This window comes from Mesorhizobium maamorense (assembly GCF_044998965.1).
GTDB lineage: Bacteria > Pseudomonadota > Alphaproteobacteria > Rhizobiales > Rhizobiaceae > Mesorhizobium.
This window is the reverse complement of sequence record NZ_CP173356.1, coordinates 3,026,822-3,046,745: the sequence shown is the minus strand read 5'-3', so window position 1 is coordinate 3,046,745 and position 19,924 is coordinate 3,026,822. Positions and strand designations below refer to the sequence as shown.

The 19,924-nt window shown below is 62.8% G+C and carries 25 protein-coding genes and 1 pseudogene; 20 read left to right on the top strand and 6 right to left on the bottom strand.

The window, feature by feature from the left end:
- Positions 1-73: 73 nt before the first annotated feature.
- Positions 74-532 (bottom strand): nuclear transport factor 2 family protein, encoded by a 459-nt coding sequence (locus tag ACIU1A_RS15450; protein WP_404927659.1) that lies wholly within the window; start codon positions 530-532, stop codon positions 74-76.
- A 71-nt stretch (positions 533-603) separates the two neighbouring features.
- Here ACIU1A_RS15450 and ACIU1A_RS15445 point away from each other — a divergent pair, with 71 nt between their 5' ends.
- Together ACIU1A_RS15445 and ACIU1A_RS15440 are read left to right on the top strand one after the other, a co-directional pair.
- On the top strand, positions 604-1,131 hold the full coding sequence (locus tag ACIU1A_RS15445; protein ID WP_404927658.1) for a hypothetical protein: 528 nt from the start codon (positions 604-606) through the stop codon (positions 1,129-1,131).
- A 10-nt stretch (positions 1,132-1,141) separates the two neighbouring features.
- Positions 1,142-1,267: a hypothetical protein gene (locus tag ACIU1A_RS15440; RefSeq protein ID WP_263486360.1), complete on the top strand. Its 126-nt coding sequence runs from the start codon at positions 1,142-1,144 to the stop codon at positions 1,265-1,267.
- A gap of 143 nt (positions 1,268-1,410) precedes the next feature.
- Here ACIU1A_RS15440 and ACIU1A_RS15435 read toward each other — a convergent pair whose 3' ends face one another.
- Entirely contained in the window at positions 1,411-2,025 is a 615-nt protein-coding gene (locus ACIU1A_RS15435; protein ID WP_224519113.1) for a bifunctional 2-polyprenyl-6-hydroxyphenol methylase/3-demethylubiquinol 3-O-methyltransferase UbiG, read from the bottom strand.
- A gap of 327 nt (positions 2,026-2,352) precedes the next feature.
- Here ACIU1A_RS15435 and ACIU1A_RS15430 point away from each other — a divergent pair, with 327 nt between their 5' ends.
- The 5 genes from ACIU1A_RS15430 to ACIU1A_RS15410 all read left to right on the top strand — a co-directional run bounded on the left by ACIU1A_RS15430 (position 2,353) and on the right by ACIU1A_RS15410 (position 6,006).
- Positions 2,353-4,122, top strand: coding sequence for a portal protein (locus tag ACIU1A_RS15430; RefSeq protein WP_404927928.1), 1,770 nt, complete (start codon positions 2,353-2,355; stop codon positions 4,120-4,122).
- Positions 4,119-4,442 carry a hypothetical protein gene (locus tag ACIU1A_RS15425; RefSeq protein ID WP_140561080.1) on the top strand — a complete coding sequence of 108 codons (324 nt, stop codon included), beginning with the start codon at positions 4,119-4,121 and terminating at the stop codon, positions 4,440-4,442. Before ACIU1A_RS15430 ends, ACIU1A_RS15425 begins: the two co-directional genes overlap by 4 nt.
- A gap of 143 nt (positions 4,443-4,585) precedes the next feature.
- Positions 4,586-5,164 carry a hypothetical protein gene (locus tag ACIU1A_RS15420; RefSeq protein WP_404928108.1) on the top strand — a complete coding sequence of 193 codons (579 nt, stop codon included), beginning with the start codon at positions 4,586-4,588 and terminating at the stop codon, positions 5,162-5,164.
- Positions 5,165-5,168: 4 nt separating this feature from the next.
- Positions 5,169-5,702 (top strand): HNH endonuclease, encoded by a 534-nt coding sequence (locus tag ACIU1A_RS15415; protein WP_404927927.1) that lies wholly within the window; start codon positions 5,169-5,171, stop codon positions 5,700-5,702.
- Complete coding sequence (locus ACIU1A_RS15410) at positions 5,692-6,006, top strand: hypothetical protein (protein ID WP_140879005.1); 315 nt, start codon at positions 5,692-5,694, stop codon at positions 6,004-6,006. The genes ACIU1A_RS15415 and ACIU1A_RS15410 overlap by 11 nt, the downstream gene beginning before the upstream one ends.
- A gap of 616 nt (positions 6,007-6,622) precedes the next feature.
- On the opposite strand, the gene ACIU1A_RS15405 is transcribed toward ACIU1A_RS15410, so the two are convergent.
- The 3 genes and pseudogenes from ACIU1A_RS15405 to ACIU1A_RS15395 all read right to left on the bottom strand — a co-directional run.
- The gene (locus ACIU1A_RS15405) at positions 6,623-6,937 is read right to left on the bottom strand and encodes a YMGG-like glycine zipper-containing protein (protein ID WP_140663760.1); all 315 of its coding nucleotides are present in this window, start codon (positions 6,935-6,937) and stop codon (positions 6,623-6,625) included.
- 187 nt (positions 6,938-7,124) lie between these two features.
- Entirely contained in the window at positions 7,125-7,520 is a 396-nt protein-coding gene (locus ACIU1A_RS15400) for a type II toxin-antitoxin system HicB family antitoxin (protein ID WP_404927657.1), read from the bottom strand.
- A gap of 4 nt (positions 7,521-7,524) precedes the next feature.
- Positions 7,525-7,623, bottom strand: a pseudogene (locus tag ACIU1A_RS15395) (type II toxin-antitoxin system HicA family toxin); the annotation flags it as partial.
- A gap of 20 nt (positions 7,624-7,643) precedes the next feature.
- Between ACIU1A_RS15395 and ACIU1A_RS15390 the strand changes: the two are divergent.
- From ACIU1A_RS15390 to ACIU1A_RS15330, 13 genes are all read left to right on the top strand, one after another.
- Positions 7,644-8,528: a hypothetical protein gene (locus ACIU1A_RS15390; protein WP_404927656.1), complete on the top strand. Its 885-nt coding sequence runs from the start codon at positions 7,644-7,646 to the stop codon at positions 8,526-8,528.
- A gap of 45 nt (positions 8,529-8,573) precedes the next feature.
- Positions 8,574-9,563 (top strand): Coat protein, encoded by a 990-nt coding sequence (locus ACIU1A_RS15385; RefSeq protein ID WP_404927655.1) that lies wholly within the window; start codon positions 8,574-8,576, stop codon positions 9,561-9,563.
- A gap of 177 nt (positions 9,564-9,740) precedes the next feature.
- The gene (locus tag ACIU1A_RS15380; protein WP_140561078.1) at positions 9,741-10,352 is read left to right on the top strand and encodes a hypothetical protein; all 612 of its coding nucleotides are present in this window, start codon (positions 9,741-9,743) and stop codon (positions 10,350-10,352) included.
- Positions 10,352-12,808, top strand: a complete 2,457-nt coding sequence (locus ACIU1A_RS15375; protein WP_404927654.1) for a hypothetical protein — start codon at positions 10,352-10,354, stop codon at positions 12,806-12,808. Before ACIU1A_RS15380 ends, ACIU1A_RS15375 begins: the two co-directional genes overlap by 1 nt.
- A gap of 291 nt (positions 12,809-13,099) precedes the next feature.
- Complete coding sequence (locus ACIU1A_RS15370) at positions 13,100-13,429, top strand: hypothetical protein (RefSeq protein WP_404927653.1); 330 nt, start codon at positions 13,100-13,102, stop codon at positions 13,427-13,429.
- Entirely contained in the window at positions 13,423-13,758 is a 336-nt protein-coding gene (locus ACIU1A_RS15365) for a hypothetical protein (protein WP_404927652.1), read from the top strand. The genes ACIU1A_RS15370 and ACIU1A_RS15365 overlap by 7 nt, the downstream gene beginning before the upstream one ends.
- Before the next feature lie 2 nt (positions 13,759-13,760).
- Positions 13,761-14,264, top strand: coding sequence for a hypothetical protein (locus tag ACIU1A_RS15360; RefSeq protein WP_140515927.1), 504 nt, complete (start codon positions 13,761-13,763; stop codon positions 14,262-14,264).
- An 89-nt stretch (positions 14,265-14,353) separates the two neighbouring features.
- Positions 14,354-15,715, top strand: a complete 1,362-nt coding sequence (locus ACIU1A_RS15355) for a hypothetical protein (protein ID WP_404927651.1) — start codon at positions 14,354-14,356, stop codon at positions 15,713-15,715.
- Positions 15,712-16,644, top strand: a complete 933-nt coding sequence (locus tag ACIU1A_RS15350) for a hypothetical protein (protein WP_404927650.1) — start codon at positions 15,712-15,714, stop codon at positions 16,642-16,644. The genes ACIU1A_RS15355 and ACIU1A_RS15350 overlap by 4 nt, the downstream gene beginning before the upstream one ends.
- An 8-nt stretch (positions 16,645-16,652) precedes the next feature.
- Positions 16,653-17,120, top strand: coding sequence for a hypothetical protein (locus tag ACIU1A_RS15345; protein WP_140728508.1), 468 nt, complete (start codon positions 16,653-16,655; stop codon positions 17,118-17,120).
- Positions 17,121-17,561: 441 nt separating this feature from the next.
- The gene (locus tag ACIU1A_RS15340; RefSeq protein WP_404927649.1) at positions 17,562-17,939 is read left to right on the top strand and encodes a hypothetical protein; all 378 of its coding nucleotides are present in this window, start codon (positions 17,562-17,564) and stop codon (positions 17,937-17,939) included.
- A gap of 297 nt (positions 17,940-18,236) precedes the next feature.
- Positions 18,237-18,710: a hypothetical protein gene (locus ACIU1A_RS15335; RefSeq protein ID WP_404927648.1), complete on the top strand. Its 474-nt coding sequence runs from the start codon at positions 18,237-18,239 to the stop codon at positions 18,708-18,710.
- Positions 18,711-19,336: 626 nt separating this feature from the next.
- Entirely contained in the window at positions 19,337-19,528 is a 192-nt protein-coding gene (locus tag ACIU1A_RS15330; protein WP_140759851.1) for a hypothetical protein, read from the top strand.
- Between the two features lie 39 nt (positions 19,529-19,567).
- Here the strand turns inward: ACIU1A_RS15330 and ACIU1A_RS15325 are convergent, their stop codons facing one another.
- Positions 19,568-19,756 carry a hypothetical protein gene (locus tag ACIU1A_RS15325; RefSeq protein WP_140521537.1) on the bottom strand — a complete coding sequence of 63 codons (189 nt, stop codon included), beginning with the start codon at positions 19,754-19,756 and terminating at the stop codon, positions 19,568-19,570.
- Positions 19,757-19,924: the final 168 nt, after the last annotated feature.

Genomic DNA, 19,924 nt, shown 5'->3' with positions numbered 1-19,924 from the left:
GCGCAATTCTCGCTGAAGTGAACGGGCGCTCCGGCGCTGGCCGATAGCGCTGGCTGCGATGTCCCTGCAGGGCCTACTCCACGATTTTCCAATATGAATCCTTGCGGATCACCTTGCCGTCGCGAAACGTGTAGAAGTCGCAACCCCGGACCTCCTTTTTCTGCCCCTCGCGTGTGGTGCCGGTGAGCGTCCATTTCGAGATGCCGGTATCGGCGGTCGAATCCACAAAATGTTCGGCGTTGCCGTAGTGGACATCGGGCAAGCCTTCAAAGCGTGTCGCCAGTGCTTTCCGTACGTTTGCCTTGCCCTCGAAACGAGAACCCCAGGGCTTGCCTCCCCTCGGCATCTCCAGAATGCAGTCGTCGGAAAAGAACGCCATGATCCGATCGAGATCGTGCGCGTTGAAGGCCTCGCATAGCTGCGTCAGCGTCGATCGAATGTCCATTCGCCCGTCTCCCTTCAATTGGATGACCGATGTCTTTGCTCCCGCATTCGATGGTCGAAGTAGGTCACCGGCGAGGAGACCGGTCAAGGGCGTGGGCCTTTCACAGGCTCCGCTGCACTCACAAAGATGAACCGCATTCCCGCGGCTCTGGCATCCGCATGACCTTCCGCATCGTCCCCGCCACCCTGCGCGACCTCTCCTACATCGCCGCCAATTTGCGGCCCGAGGACCGCGCCGAGATCGATTGCCAGCTCGACCACTGGTCGCCGGCGCTGCTGGCGCTTACCGCGCTGCAAGGACTTGCCTATGTGGCCGAGCTCGACGGCAATCCGGAGGCGGGCTTCGGTGCGGCCGAGCAGCGGAGCGGGCTTTGGATCGCCTGGAGCTGGGGCACGCGCCGCATGAAGCGTTGCGTGCCCGGCATCACCGGATTTTTTCACACTGTGCTCGGGCCGCAGATTTCCGCCCGCGGCGCCTGGCGGGTCGAGGCGCGGGCGCTGGCCGGCAATGAACTGGCGCTGCGCTGGCTTGGGCGGCTCGGCGCCACGCAGCGCTGCCTGCTGCCTGGATATGGCAGGAACGGCGAAGATTTTTTCCTTTACGACTGGACAAGAGAAGGCTGGAACCATGTGTCTGTTTCAAAAACCACCGGAACTGAAGCCGCTGCCGGCAGTGCCGACGGCTGAGGATAAGGACGTGCAGGCGCGCGAAGCAGCACTTCGGGCTGAGCTCGAACAACGCCAGGGCACGGCCAGCACCATCAAGACCGATTTGGCGCCCGGCAGCCTCGCCGGCCAGCGCCGCGTGCTTTTGGGGGTGTAACCATGACCGCGATGAAGCGCAGTTTTCGCCGGCGCGTGCTGGACTGGTGGTATTGGAGACGGCATGCAAGGTTGGTGAAAAGGCGTGGCGGGTGAACGCTGCCAATCTCCCCCACGACGGGGGAGATTGGCAGCTTCCACCGCTCATCCCTTCTTCGCGAACGCCCAGACCATCATCGGGTATTCCTCGTCGTTGCTGAGGTCCCGCCACAGGCCGTAGGCGCGGACCGGGCCGCCTATGTGGGCGCGGGCGCAGGCCTTGTTGCCCCAGCCGAACGCCTGGACGTTGTCCTCGGCGAAGCCGCCATCGACCATCAACTGCTTCAGGCCGGCCGGCGTCCACCTGTTGTAGTCGTGCGGCCTGGCGTGGACGCGAAACAGGAAGGGCGTCGCCACCATCGCCCAGCCGCCCTCGCGGGTCATGGCGTGGATGTTCCGCGCCGCCGCCTGCGGCCGCTGTACATGCTCCAGCACCTGATCGGCGATGACGATGGAATATTGCTCGTCGGTGCGATCCTTGCAGATGTCGAAATCGGGGAAGTCGACCGAGCGATAGTTGGGGCACATCGCCTTCCAGTAGCGATTCCAGCCGGGCGAGATCTCGATCACGTCGCGCGATTTGCGGTTGGCGGCCGTCAGGAAGGTGGTGAAGGCCTCGATCTGGCGGATGCGCAGCCAGTTGCGGGAATCGTAGCCGATGAGCCGTTTAACGGTACGTTTGCTCTGGTTCTTCAGGGCGGCAAGGCTTGTCGTCGTCACATCGACCTCCTGCAAAACCCCGCCGGGAGACGTTCCTAGACCAAGAACCGCGCAAAAGAATGACATCGTCGGCTGAAGCTGCCGATCTCCCCCTTGAGGGGGAGATGTCGCCGGAGGCGACAGAGGGGGTCGCTGTCCCGCAGGCCTTCGAACGGTCGCGCAGCCACCAATTTCATTCCTGGAAAGCAGCTTAAGGCAAAAGTTGGCGCTCTACGGCGCCCCCTCTGGCCTGCCGGCCATCTCCCCCTCAAGTGGGGAGATTGGCAGTTTCAGCGCCCCGATCTCCCTTCATAATTCTTCCTCAGCCAGCGAGCACCGCCATGACCGATTCCGCGCGCCCGCGATATTCTTTCCCGCCAGTCCGAACTCGAGAGCGAGCGCGCCGCCTACGAGCCCGTATGGGAGGCGGTGGCGGAGTTCTGCGATCCCGATGCGCCCGATATCCTGTCCGGGCGCGGTGCCCGCCGCGGCGACAGCCAGGCCGAGCGGCAGGAGCGGCGCGGCGCCCGTGTCTACGCCAACACCATCAACTCGGCCGCCAACCGGCTGGCCGCCGGGCTGGAAAGCCTGATCATCCCGCAGTCGGAGAAATGGCACGGGCTGACCACCGCCGAGATGGACGACGAGGAGACCGACGAGGAAAAGGAATGGGCGGAAAACCTGCGCGACTTCCTGTTTTCGCTGCGCTACTCCGCCAATTCCAATTTCGTGCCGGCGACGCAAGCCTGCCTGCGCAATGTCGTGCGCTACGGTCCGGCCTATCTCTATGCCGAGGAAGGTTTCGGTTCGACGCTGATCCGCTACGCCTCGATCCCGGTGGTGGAAGGCTATCTCTCGCGCAACCGCTGGGGCCAGGTCGACATCTTCCACCGCCGCTACGAACGCACCGCGCGCCAGGCGGCGCAGCTGCTCGGCTACGAAAAACTGCCGGCGCGCATCAGGACGCTGGTCGACGATCCCGCCAAATGCGAGGAGAAGATCGCGCTCATCCAGTGCATCCAGCCGCGTGACGAGCGCCGCATATACCGCTCGGGCGGAAGCTACCGCTATCTCGACGCCGCCTTTGCCTCCTACCACGTCATCGAGGACGAGGAGGAGATCGTGCGCGAGAGCGGGTTTCGCACCTTCCCGGTGTCGGCCTTCAACTGGCGCCGCTACGAGGGCGACGCCTATGGCATCTCGCCGACCATCGAAGCCTTGACGACCGTGCGCGAGGAAAACGCGGTCCGCCGCTCGGGCCTGCGCGCGCTGCAACAAATCACCGATCCGCCGACGGCGTCGAAGGCCAGGCTCGACTACGTGCCGGTGCTCGATCCGGGCGAGAATTATCCGGGCCTCATCGACGACAATGGCAGGCCGCTGATCGCGCCGATCACCACCGGGCAGAACCCGAGCTACGCCTTCGACTATGCGGCGAGCCGGGCGGAGGAGATCCGCGACATGATGTTCGTCAACCTGTTCCAGACCCTGGTGCAGAACCCGCAGATGACCGCCACCGAGGCGCTGATCCGCCAGGAGGAGAAGGGCGCGCTGCTGGGGCCGTCGGGCTCGATCATCCAGGCGGGTTTTGCCACCAATCTCGACCGCGAGCTCGGCATATTGGAGGACAAGGGCCTCTATGACGAGGACAGCCGATTCCTGCCGCCGGCGAGCCTGGCGGGCAAGGCGGTGCGGCCGACCTTCACCGGTCCGCTCGATGTCTTGCGCCGCTCGGCGGAAGCGCGCGACACCATCCAGCTGGTGACCACGGCCATGCAGATGGCGCAGTTCGACCCTGATGTGATGGACAATATCGACAGCGACGAGGCGCTCAAGATCGTGCAGAGCGCCGGCCGCAGCCCGCAGCGCATCTTCCGCCGCAAGGATGAGGTGGCGGGCCTGCGCGACGCGAGGGCCAAGGCCAGCCAGGCGCAGGCCGGCATGGCGGCGATCGCCACCGCGGGCAAGGTGGCCAAGGATACCGTGCCGGCGGCCGTGCAGGCGCGCGACAGCGGCCTGCTCGAAGGCCTGCAAGGCATGCTGCAGGGCGGCACCGCCGATGGGCCGGCACCTGATGCCGGCGCCCAGGGCGCGATGCCGGCCGGACAGCGCGCATGAGCCGCAAACGCTTCGCCCACGCGTCGCAAAACGGCGGCCCCGCCAAAGCACGCGAGGCGCTGGCCAAGGCGTATCTGCGCGTGTTCTCCGGCGAGGACGGCGAAATGGTGCTGGCCGATCTCGCGGCGACGGTCGGCTATTTCAGGCGCCCGTCATACGGCGAGTGGATGGCGCGGACCAGAACCCCCAATGGCTTCGAGCTGCACAGCGCGCTCAGCAACGCGCGCGCCGAAGTGGTGCAGCACATTATGGGGTTCCTGACGCTGGACGAGGCGCAGCTCGTGGCGCTGGAAAAGGCGGCACGGGAGGAGGAGAGGTGAGGCGCTGAAGCGCCGATCTCCCCCTTGTGGGGGAGATGCCCGGCAGGGCAGAGGGGGGCGCTGTCCCGCCGGCCTTGCCGTGTTCATCGCACGGCGATCAAATCACGAGCGGTCGCTCAAGCCGGGCCCTAGACGACAAACATATGGCCATGTTCAAAGTTCGGCAGCGACCGAGGTCGGCGCTCTACGGCGCCCCCTCTGTCCTGCCGGACATCTCCCCCACGAGGGGGAGATCGGCCGTCGTGCATGCCGCGCCCCACTATTTGCCCCTTGGCTCCCGCGCCGCCGCCCCGGCAACGGCGGTCTGTCGAACATCCCGCACGAGCCGCGTCGCGATCCTTCCGCATCCGGATTCCCGCCGAATCTCCACCGTCCGCACTGCCGATCCCGCTGCCATGTCCGGCGGTCCGTCGCCGCGTGCGCTCCTTTCAAAACCAGCCGGCAGGAAACAGCACATGGTCAGCATCATTCCTGTCTCTATTGCCCAGCGCCGGCTCGATACCGGCAGCGCCCCGGAATATCCGCACCGATCGCCCGTTGGCGCCGCCATGCAAGGGCCGGGCGAGCACCTTTCGGCTGTCGCCGAGCGCCACCAGCAAATGAAGAACCAGCAGGAAGCGTTCGACGCCGAGCTGGCGCGCCGCCGGTTCAACAGCCAGATCGCGCAGGCGGAAGACGAAGGTGACGGCAAATGCGCCGGCCGATGGCAGCGGCCTGTATGAGGCGATGTACGGCCAGGTCGATCCGCGCACCGTAATACATGAGATGCGATTGGACCCGACCTTGTATCCGGGCTCGTCGCGCCCAGTACACGTCCAAGCTGCAAACGAATCCCTATTGCAAACGATGGAGGGAGAAATTGCTTTCGCTCAGGATTTGCTGAATCAGGGTCTCAATCTTCAGCGAACGCCGACAGGGCTAGCCCCCCGCGCTGCACCTCCCGGCTTCAGCTGGCACCACGCAGGTGAACCCGGTGTAATGCAACTCGTCCCTAGATCTCAACATGATCGAGGGAGTATCTTCCAGAAAACACTGCATCCGAATGGCCGAGGAGGATTTTCCCTATGGGGAAAAATGAAGTTGCTGGATATCGTTGGGCGGTTGTCGGAATTTGACGAGGAGGACCGGTCTACGCAGCGGAGCCCACAATCTACGCGGCGGAGCCTTGCATCGCAGGAAGAAAAGCCAAGCATTTCCGCCATCTGCGAACGCGTTATTATTATGCCACCTATGAAGCGTGAGAGGTTAAATGTCGACTAACCCACGTTATGACGGACAGCCGCTGCTTAGACTGCTGGATGTTTATGTGCTCTGGGCGATCGGAGAGCTTTCTCAAGAGTCGGAGGAGGGCTTGAAAAGAATGGCCCCCAAACTGCAATCTCTGTTTGGTGGTGATGGACAATGGCATGATGCAGTCGCCCAATCCATGCACATGCCCGAGGGAATGCCGGCAGCAATCCGGGATATGTGGCGGAGGAATGTCGAAATCGCTCGCGTCAACGGCACAACCCTCCCGCCCGAGAGATTTGCCGAGATGTTCGTGGACGAGAATTTCAAAAGTTGATTTATCCGAATTGCGGTGACAGTGCACTTTTATCGGCCGCATCACCTAGCTGGCTTGAACCACCGGACTGAAGCATGGAAGTAGCGCACTGTCACCGTATTCCCAACAAAATCGTTCTGCCTCGCGAAGTGCATCGACAATAGGCTATGCCGTGGTGGAATCAGTTGCTGAAAGACCTGGGAGGATAGCAGTGAGATATAGTCTAACTGAGGGACAGTTCGACGCCCCGGCTGAAGCCGCAGTTGTCGATAGCCTGTCCGCAAAGTTGGGAGTGATGCTGCCCAAGGATTATACCGACTTCCTCAAAGAGGCGAAAGCTTCATTTGGCGATAACTATATTAGTTTTTTAAAGCCGAAGGGTTGGCTGACGTCAATCGAGAATATGAAGTTGAAAAATATGCGCCAGGCATCCTCCTGTTCGCATCGAACGGAGGACGTGAAGGCTACGGTTTCGACACTGAAGATGCGGTGCGCATCCCGTTCATAGGTATGGATCGAACGTATGGGTATGTTCAAAGTTCGGCGACGATCGAGGTTGGCGCCCTACGGCGCCCCCTCTGGCCTGCCGGCCATCTCCCCCACGAGGGGGAGATCGGCTGTGTCGCTGTTCGGCGCCTCAATAATCGCCGTTGTAATAGCGGTCGTCGCAAGGCGCGGTGTAGATGCGGCCGTAGCGGTCCTGGTAGCGGCAGAGCTGGTCGCCGCGGCGCTGCGGGGTGGTGGCCGAGCCGACGACGGCGCCGAGCAGGGCGCCGCTGGCCGCGCCTATGACCGTGCTCTTGGTGTTGCCGCCGATGGCCTGGCCGACGAGGGCGCCGCCGGCGCCGCCGATCAGCGCACCGGTTCCGGCCCGCTGCTGGCCTTCCGTCTGCGCGCAGCCCGCCAGCGCGGCGGCCATCAAAACGGCGGCAATGACTTTATGAAGGTTCATGTGACGTCTCCCTTAAATATCCGAAATCCCTATCGATCGTCCCGTGCGGCCGCATTGCGGCGGAACGGCGGCACAGGCTGTCACGATATAAGACATGGTTTCTCGGACGTTGATGAACCGACGGCGCGAAAACACCTCTTTCGAACAAGGCGCTAGCGCCGATGCCTTTCAAAATGATTCAGCCCGTCTATGCCGCCTCGATGATCTTCCTGGCGGCGGCGGTCAGAAATCCGGAACGGCTATAACCGTGTCGTTTTGCATAGTCGTCAATCTCGCCGAGGACATCTTCGGGAATGGTGACGTTGACCCGTACCACCCTCGTTGTCTCGATCTTCAGAGGGATCAGAACGGCAACGCCGGTAAGATTATCCTTGTCCGCCATCACTTGCTCGAGCGACGAGGGCTCGGGAATGGCCTCGCCATCCTCGACCAGACCATCGACATGAAAAGCGAGCGCTTCCTGCGCCATGGCACGGGCATCGTCCAGTGTCGTACCGGCAGTCACCACGCCAGGAAAATCGGGGAAGGAGACGCCGAAATCGCTGCCTGCTTCCTTGTGGATCAGTCCGACATACTGGCGCATCTCTCTACCTCAACTTGAGACCGGATTGCTTTTCGATGCTCTTCAGCGTGCCGATCGGGATGTCCCGCTTGGGATGCGTAACCGTAACCCGACCCGGCTTGGTCGTGTGCAGATGCCGGGTCCGTGGCTGCCTCGTCGCAGCCGGCGGGCAACCCGGAACGGCCACCGGCAGGCGCGGATAACGGGTCCGCCGGGCTTGCCGGCAAAAGTTGGTTTGACGGTCTTTCCGAAGGCAACCGCAAGCTTGCTGAAGCCAAGGGCTGGACCAAGCCTGAAAGCCTCGATCGGGTTTTCACATCCTATGCGGAGCTGGAGCGGCGGCAGGGCGAAAGCCTGCGCGTTCCAGCCAGGGACGCGCCTAAGGAAGACTGGGACAAATTCCATGCCCGGCTGCCCGAGGCGATGCGTCCGCTGACATCGCCCGAAAAGGTCGAATACCGGCGGCCCGACGGCCTGCCGGAAAGCTTCGCCTATTCGGACGAACTCGCCCAGGCGTCCAAGGCCTGGGCGGTCGAAGCCGGCGCCACGCCGAAGATCGCCCAAGCCTATCATGACAGGTTCGTCGGCTACATGGCCGAGCAGGCGGCGGCCCAGCAGGCAGCGCTCGCCCGCTCGGTCGAAGCCACCCATGACGACCTCGTCAAGGATTGGGGGCCTACCGACAGCGATGGCTTTCGCCAGAAGTTGGAGGTGGCCAACCGGGCGATGAAGAAGCTCGGCCTGGTCGATGCCTACAAGCAGAAAGGCATCCTTCTGCCCGACGGCGCCCTGACCGATCCGCAGATCGCCAGGGCCTTCCAGGCGATCGGCGAGGCGATGTTCCGCGAAGACACGATCGACGCCGACGCGGCGCCGCGGGGGCAAAACCCCTTCCGGCGCAACGCCGCCGGCGAGCGCAACGTTTCGGCCATTTCAGCCCTTGTCAAAAGCGACCCTCAACGCGCCCGGCGGCTGGCCAGGGAAGCGGGCGAAAACCCGGATCTCTGGATGCCGAACAACCCGCTCTGATCCCGACGCATCAGCCGCCGATCAATCTCTCAAAGGAAAGACAAAATGGCAGACGCCTATACCCGTATCGCGGACGCGATCGTTCCGTCCGTTTATGCCCAATACGCTTTCGAGGAGCACGTCCAGTCGCTCGAAATCTACCAGGCCGGCATCCTGTTTTCCGATCCGGCCATCTCCTCGAAACTGTCGATGGGCGGCCGTTCCGTCGACATGCCCGGCTGGAAGGACCTCGGCAACGATCCGTCCGAGCCGGTCAATGACGACCCGGCCGATTCCATCGAGATGAAGAAGATCGGCTCGCGCCGCGAGGTCGCCGCCCGCAATGTCCGCGCCCAAGCGTGGGGCGTTCCCGACCTGACCTCCATCCTGGCGGGCGACGATCCGCAGAAGCTGATCGTCAAGCGGCAGACCGAGTACTGGCAGCGCGCCAACAAGCTGACCCTCATCGGCATGCTCAAGGGCGTCGCCGCCGACAATCTGGCCAATGACGGCGGCGACCTGGTGCGCGCCACCGGCGCCTCCATCGTCGACACCGACATCATCGAGGCGGCCTACCTGATGGGCGACCGTGCCGACAAGTTCCGCACCCTCTGGATTCATTCCAAGCAGATGAAAGCGCTGAAGCTCGCCGACCTCATCGACTATGTGCCGTCCTCGCAGCAGGGCGGGCCGCTCATCCCCTATTACATGGGGCTGCGCTGCGTGGTCGACGACGACATCCCGCAGGCGGCGGGCGTCTACACCGCGTTCATGTTCAAAGACAAGGCGATCCTGTGGAACGAGCTGCCCGTGAACACCGAAGGCGGGCCGCTCGAGTTCGACCGCAAGCCGCGCCAGGGCCATGGCGGCGGGGTGACGGAAATGGTCGGCCGCCGGCATTTCGTGCCGCATGTGCCGGGCACCCGCTTCCTCGACGCCTCCACCGCCGGCGAATTCGCCACCGACGCGGAGCTGGCGCTGGCGGCGAACTGGGACCGCACCGCGTCGAGCGTCAAGACCATGACGTTCATCGCTCTGAAGACGACCGAAGCATAGGGTTTCGTCTCCCGGGAGGTGGGCCAGGCCCACCTCCTTCCTGCGAGCGCCGGCGCTTGAACATTGACGCCAACCGTCGATGCCGGCGCTGCCCCTCATCGCCCTGCCGGGCATTTCTCCCCGTGAACGGGGAGAAAGACGCACTTCCCCCAATCACAACCCACGGAGGCCTTACCCATGGCCATAACCCCGACCGACATCGCCAATATGGCGCTGGCCGTCCTTGACGAGGCGCCGATCGACAGCCTTGACGAGGACATCAAGGCCGCGCGCTTGCTCAACATGCATTTCGACCTGACCCGCGAGGCCGAGTTGACGAAATACGCCTGGGTGTTCGCCATCCTTTCGGCATCCCTGGCCGGCAGCGATACCGGTTCCGGCGATTGCACGCTGAACTGGGTCTATGAACTCCCCGTCGATTGCCTTCGCCCGCTGCCGCTGACCCACAATGGCGAGCCGGACGGCATCGCGATCTCGTGGCGGCAGGAGGCGGGGCTGGTCTACAGCGACCGGGCGGGACCGCTCACCATCCGCTATGTCGCGAACCTCACCGACCCCAACGACTGGGACGCGCCGTTCACCGAAGTGCTGGTGGCGGCACTCGCCGTCAAGATCGCGCATCCGCTGACGCACAAGGCCGGCATGATCGACATTGCCCGTTCGGCCTACGACCGCGCGCTGGACGCCGCCTTCACCGCGCAGGCCATCCAGCGCGGCGGACGGCTTTCGACATCGAGTTGGGCGCGGCAGCGCGGCGACAGCCGGTTTTATGCGGGGGCCATGCGCTGATGGCGACGCTCTATCCGGTCCAGGACGTCTTCACCCGCGGCGAGATCTCGCCACGCCTGCACGCGCGCGCCTCGCTTGATCTCTACCGCGCGGCGCTGTCGAAATGCGAAAACTTCGTCACCCTGCCGCATGGCGGCATCCGCAAGCGCGGCGGCACCTGTTTCGTCGGCGAAGTCAAAACGTCCGCCAAGGCGACGCGGGCGATCCCGTTCATCTTCTCGGCCGACCAGGCCTACATGCTGGAGTTCGGCAATCTTTACATCCGCGTCTACGCCTATGGCGCGCGTGTCGGCACGGTCGAGGTGGCCTCGCCCTATCTTGAAGCCGACCTGTTCGATCTCGACTATGTGCAGTCCGCGGACCAGATGTGGATTTCCCACGGGGACTATCCGCTCAAGGTGCTGACGCGCACCGCCCATACGGCATGGGCGCTCGCCGACTACGCGATGGACGACGGGCCCTATGACGACATCAACGATACGCCGACCACGCTGACGCCCGCGGACTATGGGGCGCTGACGCCGAAGATGACGTCGAACACCGCGCCTTCCGGCACGGTCTCAGGCATGGGCGGGGCAGGGGACGCCTTCCAGCTTTTCGACAAGGCGACAGAGACGGACAGCGGCATCGCCGGTGCCACCAACGGCTCGGTCACCTACCAGCTTGCCGGTGGCGCGCAGGCCATCGTCGAAAACTACTATCTGACCGCACGCACCGGCGGAACGGTCGACCGCACGCCGACAATCTGGGTGCTTGAAGGATCGAATGACGGCGCGACATGGGTGACGCTCGACAGCCGCACCGGCGAGACCGGCTGGTCGGGCGGCGAAACCCGCTACTATGAATTCCTGAACAAGCTGGCGTTCGAGTATCACCGCTTTACGTGGAAGGCGATCAACGGCGCTTCGGACAGCGCGTTTTCCGAACTGAACCTCAACCGGGCGGCGGCCAGCCAGACCCCGTTCGACCTCACGGCGTCATCGACCGCCGGCATCAATGGCGGCGCCGGCTTCCAGGCTTCTGACGTCGGCCGGGCCATTCGCCTGCTAGCGTCCGATGGCCGCTGGCGCTGGGCCAAGATCACCAGCCGCACCAGCGCCACGGCGGTGAAAGTCCAACTGCATGGATTTGCCCTGCCGGACCTCAGCCCGATATCCCGCTGGCGCCTGGGCACGCTTGTGCCGGGGAAATATATCGAAAGCGGATCGCTCTACGAGGAGCGCCTGGCCTTCAGCCGCAAGTTTTCGGTCTACGCCTCGGCAACGGGGGATTTCAACAATTTCGCATTGGGCGAGAAGGATGACGACGCGCTGGAATTCCTCCAGGCCGGCGGCGGCCAGGCGAACGACATCACGTGGATCGCGGAATCGGACGGCGCGCTGCTGATCGGGACGCTCGGCGGCGTCCGCGCGCTCTCCGGCTCCGGCATCGACGAGGCATTGACGCCGTCCTCGTTCAAGAACCGGCGCTCGCGCACATCGGGCTGCGCCCGCATCCGCCCCGTCGATGCAGGCCAGTCGTTCCTCTATGTCACGCGCTCGCGCCGCTCGATCGCCGAGCTGACGCAGGCTTCGACCGGCCGCTTCACCTCCGACGATATCGGCCAGATCTCCGAGCATATCGCAAAGCGTGGCGTGGTCGAGCTGGCGTTCCAGACCGACCCCGACCCGATGCTCTGGTTTCCGCTCGATAATGGCGAGCTCGGCGGCTACACCCACCAGCCCTCGCAGGTGGTGCGCGGCATGCACCGCCACCGCCTCGGCGGTACCGTCGCCGGTTCCGGCTGGGCGGCCGTCGAAAGCGCTGTCGTGACGCCCGGCCAGGATGGCGTCGACGACATCTGGCTGATCGTCAGGCGGACCATCGGCGGCGTGACCAGGCGCTATATCGAGATCATGACGGCGCCGTTCGAATATGGGGCGCTGGAGGACGCCTTCCAGGTCGATTGCGGCTTGACCTATTCGGGCGCCGCCGTCAACACCGTGTCCGGGCTTGCCCATCTCAACGGCGAAAAGGTCGACGTGCTGGCCGGCGGAAAGGTCTATCGCGGGCTGCCGGTCGCCTCCGGCCAGGTGACGCTGCCCGGCGGCGCCGTCGCGGCCAGATGGCAGGCCGGGCTTGCGTTCCAGTCGCAGGCCGACACGCTGGAGCTCGACGTCGCCGGCCGGGACGGCTCGATCCTCGGGCGGCGCAAGAAGGTGGCGGGTGTCATCCTGTCGCTGCTCGAGACCGACACGACAGGGCTTCAGGTGCAGTCGCTGATCCGCGGCCGCTGGGAAAGCGTGCGCATGCCCTCCATCGTCGCGCCCGACGGCAAGGCGAGCCTGTTCACCGGCAATGTCGAGGTGCCCATCGACGACAGCTGGGAAGGGCAGGGCCGGGTGCGGATCCGCCACGTCAATCCGACGCCCTGCACGATAAGGGCATTTACGCCAGTGTTCGACGCCGAGCCGTAGGGCGAGCTGGCGTTCCTCGCCCCCGCGAGGCGGGGGAGAGGTGGCCGCGAAGCGGTCGGAGAGGGGGCCTTCGTAAGGCGCAGGCGCTTCTGCCGGAGAGTCCGGCACAGCTCGGCGCCATCCCCTCTCCGTCTCGGCTTCGCCGAGCCACCTCGCCCCACTTGGTGGGGCGAAGAACCCAGGCTGAATCAACGCCGCGATCCTTCGCGCCTCCCTCTGCCCTGCCAATCTCCTCCACAAGGGGGAGATCGGCGCTCCACCGCCTCCAGCCCACCACAAGGAACCCATCCCGTGACCACATCCCCCCATGCCGAACAGCTCGGCAGGGCGCGGACGGCTGCCGAATATGCTGCCGTCATCGCCTTGCTCGATGCCGACCTCAATGATGCGATCGCCCGCCGGCGCGGCTGCGAACAGGCCGAGGACCGCGCCGTTTTCGGCGACGGCGATCTCTCCGCCGCGCGCATCGCGCTGGACGACTGCAACGACGTCGTCGCGCTGCTGGAGAAGATCATCGCGGCAGCGGACAAATGCCGTGCCGCGCCGCGGCCGCCGCGGCAGAGGCGCGCGCCGCCGTCGAGGCGCTGGGCGGGCAAGCGAAAGCCAAGGCGGAGGTGCTGACCGAGCGCTGGCGCGCCGTGCGCCGCCTGGTCGAGCTGTTGCGCCAGGAACTGTTCGAGGCCGATGCGCTCGCCCGCGCGCTCGCCACCGCCAACGGCCTCTTCGACGCCGCCGGCATGCCTGACCTGAAGGTGAACCTGGCCGCTGCCCGCCGCGCCGCCATGGCCGGGCCGCGCGCGGCGGCGCCGGCGCGCCTCAGCCGCCCGGCAATCCAGGCCGACAGGCTGCTTCTGTCGTTCACCAACCCCGGCGGCGCGCTCGACCCGCGACCGGCGCTCGGTGCGCGCCCGGCCAGGAAAACCCCCATTGCCGCATCCCAGCGAGGCTGACCATGTGCACATTAGCCCTTCTCGGCACGGCCATCTCGGTGGGTGGCGCATTGATCGAAGGCCGGCAGCAAAACCAGGCGGCCGGTTACCAGGCCAAGGCCTACGGGCAGCAGGCGCAGGCCGATGCGCAAAGTGCCGCCTTCGAACAGAGCCAGGAGCGACACAGGCAGGATCTGCTGCTTTCGCAGGCGCGGGCCCGGGCGGGCGCCTCCGGCGTCGGCCTATCGGGCTCGCCGGCCGAGGTGCTGGCGGCCAATGCCAGGCAAGGCCAGCTCGACCTGAAGGCGATCCAGTACGGCTCGGCGCTGCGCCGCAACACTCTCGACAGCCAGGCGGCGCTCGCGCGCTACTCCGGCAGGCAGGCCGCGGCGGCGTCGATCTTCAAGGCCGGCGGCAGCCTCGTGTCCGGTTTCTCCCGTCTCTACGACCCGACCAAGGCCGTGACCTTCGGCAAGGGCGCCTTCCCGCCGGCGCCGGGCGGCGCCTTCACGGGAGGGCTCTACTGATGGCGACGATTCCACTCCAGCTTGCCCAGCGCCGGCTCGAGGCCGGCAATGGCGTTTCCTATCCCGAGGGGTCGCCGGCCGGCAGGGCGATGCAGGATCTTGGCGACGAGCTCTCGGCCGTCGCCGAGCGCTACCGGCAGATGAAGGAGCGGCAGGAAGCGTTCGACGCGGAGCTGGCGCGCCGCCGGTTCGCCGAGCGCATCGCGCAGGCGGAAGACGAGGTGGCGGCGAATGCGCCGGCCGACGGCAGCGGCCTGCACGATGCGATGTATGGCGAGGTCGACCCGCGCAGCGGGCAGGTGGTCAAGCCCGGCCTGTTCGACACGCTGTTCGACGAGACTCTGCCTGAGATACCCGAGAGCCGGCGGGCCGATTTCGCTAGGCAGAAGGAGCCGATGCGCGCGGCCGGCTCGCCGCGCATGGCGCAGCGGCAGCAGGAGCAGCGCGACGAGTATGAGCTGGCGGAGTGGGCGAAGGTCGACACCATGTCCACCAGCTCCATCGCAAAAGGCGACCCGAACGACATCGGAGCTTTCGAGGCGATCCGGCAGAACGGGTCCGATCTGATCGCCAAGATCGGAAACCCGGTTATCAGGCAAGCGGCGGAAGTGGCCTGGCGCAGCAACACGGCCAAGGCACTGGTTCAGGCGATGATCGCCCAGGATCCGAAGCGGGCCGCCGAGATGTTGGGCGGGGCGCGAGCGTCGATGCAGGTGAGTACGACGGATAATGCCGTGAATAGTTCGGCTGCCGCGACCAAACTCGCTGCGAACTCCAATGTCTCAATAGACGAGCCGGCGGGCTACCCTGAGACGCCTCACGCGAATGCCGCAACGTGGGCTGCGGGTTCATGGATTGCCGACCTGTCGCCGGACGACCTTCAGGAACTTGGCCAAAACGTCCAGGTCGCGATGACTGAGCAGCTGTTTGATGCGCACACCAATATCCGACTCGCTCGCCAGAACGCACCGGATGCCCTCATGTACACTGGCGGCTACGCTGGAAAGAAGCCGGACGACGGTGATTTCGCCGCAGTTTACGGCGTCGAGGAAGGCGGCAAACAGTCTCTGGTCCTCGAACGGACCTTCGAGGTCGGCCTTCAGGCATTCGACATGGTCAGAATGCCGAAGGATGCCATTGACGCCAAGCTGTTTGCAGCCAAGCCAAAACCGGGCAGTACCACCTCGGAGCAGGATCAGGCGCAGTTTGAGATAGCATCAGCCGCCGCCAGGCAGGTTTTGCAGACTCGTGCCGCCGCTCCTGCCGACTTTGTCCGCAAGATCGACCCGAAAGCGGACGCATACTGGAACGCGGTATCGAGCGAGGACAGCTACGATCCGGCTGCCTACCAGAAGGCGGTCGCCCGCTCTGTCGCCGTGCAGCTGCAGCTTGGAATCAAAAAGTCCAGCCGCTGCCGCCGTCTGTCGTTAAGTACCTGGTCGACACGTTGAACGATGAGAGCGTGCCGCAACGCGAGCGGGATGCGGTGCTGCGCGATCTGTTCACGGGCACATCCGATCCAGGTGTTCTGGCAGCCATGGCGCTGCAACTGAGCGACGAAAACCAGTCTCGGATTGCACGAAGCATTGCGAACAACTCAGTTCCCGTATCCGCGGAGGAGCGTGTCAGCCGAAATCTGGCGGCTTTCGACGCCTTGCCTGGCTACCTGAAGCCGCTCGTGGCGCTCAATGACACCGTACGCCTGATGGCAGACGGCGCGACCCTTGGGTATTCCGACAAATTTGCTGCCCGCATGAATTCATTGATCTCGGGGAGCAACTACGAGGAGGAGCTCGCCGCTGAGCGTGCCAGGACACAAGATGCACTGGATCGAGCTGGCCCCGCAGGGACGGCTGCGGAGGCACTTGGTGCGTATCTGAGCGGCCGCGGTCTTGGAGAGGCCGGCATCACGCTCAGTGGCAGGTTCGGCACAGCCACCATGGAAGGACTGTCCGGCCTTCTTGCTCGTACCGGCCTAATGGGCGCTGAGGGCGCTGCTTATGGTGGGGTCGAAGCCGCCGGCCGTGATGAATCGATAGTGAGCGGCGTAGCCTCCGGTGCGTTATGGGGCGCTGGCAATCAGTTCTTGAAAGAAGGGTCAATTGTAGTTCACGACCAGCTGCCAGGTTGGCTTGGTGGGCGTTCCAAGTCTCTTCGGAGGAAATGGGAAAAGGAGTACAATTTGGACTGGCCCAGAGATCCCGACACGGGTTGGTACATGGATCTTCATCACAAACAGCCAAAGTCTTTGGGCGGAACAGATGATGTGTGGAATTACGGGCCACTCAGCAAAGCCGACCACTTCAAGCATCACAAAGAACAAGGCCATTTTAAAATGTGGGGCAGTTGGAGTAGAGGCAAGAGAGGGTTAAAGCCGTGAACACAAGCTTGGGTGATGCCGGTCCTGATCTGAGCAGCGTAAAACCTCTGCCCCCGGGCAATCGGTCTGGCAGCGTCGACTTCCAGGGCGCTCGCCACTATGCACGAATATATCTGGAATCGCATAGCTGGGTATCGGCTATCAAAGGTGAATACCTTGGATATCGGCTCGACGGAATTATATATGTCTTTCTCTTCGAGTTCGTGCCGGCCGAGTCGAATGTACCGCCATGGACATGGGTGATCGTTGGCGACGTGCCCCCGGCCTATATAAGCTGCCACCACGCCAAGACGCCCTATGTGGCACTGGACGGCTATATAGGCGCTATGGAAGAATGGGTCGAAGCCGCGCGAGAAGGAAAGTCGGTCGAGGACATTATACCGGTGAACGTGCCGGCTATTCCTGAAAATGCGGAAATGTTGGGTGGGCGCCTCAAGTTCCTTGATGATAATGTTCTTCCGTTACTTCGAAAGTGAAGTGCTGGCGTCTCGCAATAAGCGCCAATGTTGGACGATCGGATCTGGACGTCTATTGGCATATATGGGCCAAATTATCGCGAAGGTGCGAGGCCTGCCACCAGGAACACCAGTGCGCATATAACGCTTGCGCAGATGGCTATATGGCCCCCACTGAGGCGATGGTTGCCGCCTCGGACCGGGAGTGAATGATGGCCGCCATCACAGTCGATTGACAATTCCGTGAGACAATATTTCTATGAAGTCGTTTTTGTGTATAAAAGTCATTCGATCAGAATTGACGAATAGGACGCACGCAACCGCCTCCCGGCAGCAAGTTCTTGACTACGCGACAAATTTAGACAAAGTATATGGGCATTTGTTTGACCCGCCGGTAGGTGATTGATGAGATATTATGAAGTTAGGCCTGACGTGGCTGGCGGGCTGGGTGAGAACACTGTTATGGACCCCAGCGTCCATCCGCCTGCCGTGAGCAAGCTCCACTATCAGGTTGAGGGATGGTTCGGCGACGCGCTTGTCACCACTTTTCCTTGTTTCCTGGTGACGGAAGAAGCCAAGCGCGGATTGCTCGATATTGGCATCTCCGGCGCTACATTGGCTCCTGCCGAAGTCACCAAATCCGAAAATTTTCTGGAGCTGCAGCCCGATGTCGAGCTCCCTCCGTTTGTTTGGCTCAAGGTGGACGGTAGAGCAGGTCACGACGACTTCGGCGTCAATCAGAAACTGAACCTCGTGATATCGGAGCGCGCCTTCGATGTGATTGATGAACTGGGACTTCCTTCCGCATCCATCCAACCGTTCGACGTCGGCAATAAGTAGTGGGGTCGCCCGCGTCGTTGCCGACGAACGTTAAAGCGCCTCGGATAAGTGTCGAGTTAATCATGACGATCAATGCCAAATCCAATTTTGAGCAGCGTCACACATCTGCCTTCGGTTTAATGTCAGCCGGGCTCGACGAAAAGATCTTATCGTCGCCAATGGTGGGCTAAATCACGTATCAAATATTGAGCCTCGTACCAGGGAAGAGCACATAAGGCTCCACATGGAAGCCGGCGATTTTCAGCGCTGGGCTAGGAGACGATGGCTGCGGACTAAGATAAGTAGTGGAGAGAAATTGTGAGCAAAATTACCCCGGATCTCGGTAAAGTAAGCCGTCTTCCTCTACCAGCAGACGACCCAGGTGCAGATGATGACCTTGACAGCGCCCTTCTGGAAGCTCGTGAATATATCAAATCATACGACTGGGTAAGGAGAATCGAAGGCGAGTATTTCGGATATGGTGCCGAAGGGATAATATACATTTTTCTCTTTGAGATTTCACCCGGAAAACCAGCTGTGCCACGATGGATATGGGTGCTCGTCGGTGATGTACCCCCAGCGTACATGCCCGGTGACGATTTGGAGACCCCGTACGAGGCGCTGGACGGATATATCGGTGCAATGGATGAGTGGGTTGAAGCTGCGCGGCAAGGGAAGTCCGTGGCGAAGCTGATTCCCGTTAATGTCCCGGCGAATCCCGCCAACGCCGAGATGTTGAGTGGACGGCTTAAATTCCTCGACGAAAAGATTCTGCCGCTGCTTCAAGAATAATGTCTCGGCAAGCAGAAGAGCCTAAGATATGGATAAATGGAAGTTCGAAGATCCAGAAAATTTGGCCGTCATATCGACCGGAAAAATATTTGGTGGTGGCGGCTGGGTTGCCTAGGCCTCACATGATGCCGATGATGAGTCGTGGCAATTCTACGGAGATGAAGCTGAAGTTGATCAAGGCGACCTAATTTTGTGGGTTTGGCCGAAGTGGTAGAGCTTGATAATACGGTTGCACAATTGGCAGATTTGCCAGTGGGTTGGCATGCTCGGCGCGATACAAAGACCTCACCATGGAGGCGGAGCAAAATGCCCGACGAATTTCCGGAACTGAAGGAGAGCTAGTTCCGACACCCAAATTCCTGGTGGGGTGAATTTCTGGCCAGTCGGCGCCCGATGGCCGAAGAATACAATTTTAAGCAAATGTTTCCGGATTGGTCTATTCTGTTACCTGGGGCCAGTTCAGGTGCGATACAGCGGAAACACCCACGGAACACCTTAGCTTTAGGGCTGCCAGTGCACTTCGATGGCGCAGCTGGCAGCTCTGCGATGTATAATATTAGCTAGGCGTAAACTTTGGCATGTTCGTTGCACCTTACCCCTTGAGGGGGCCACAGGGGTTGGAACCGATGTATCGAAATGACACAGAACTGTTCGCGCGGGCGAACGAGCGGGGCATTACGATCTATCAACGCTCGAAAACGGTGTGGATCGCGGCGGGAAGCTACCGGGACCGCGAATATGCGGTGAAGGGGCGGACACCCGCCCTTGCGCTCGCCTTGTGGAAGGAGGCCACCAGATACAGCGGGTCGGGACTTTAGAGCCTGTCCTTGCCGTCTGGATGAAGCCTCAAAGGCGATCTAGACGCCCGCTACGCGACAGAACATCTGCAAAGCCGTCAGGGCGCGGGCCTCGGTCGGCTCTTCGCCTCCTGCCTGTGAATCCGCCGGCGCCGTCACCGCTCCAACGGATTTGTACCGGGAAGCGAACGGCCTTTCTTCTGCCGTGCGGTTGTCGTTTGCAGCGACGACAATCGCGGATTTTTTCATCGGAAATCACACCTTGTGGAAGCGCTGCGACATTGACGCTCCCATAGCACAAGCCACCGCAGTGCGCGGGTGTTAACACGGCAGCCAGTCCGGGAGCAAGCCGGCATTGCTGCTTGTTCAGGAAGTGCGTGCCCAAGGACGGAAAACCGACCGCTGAATTGTCTCTCA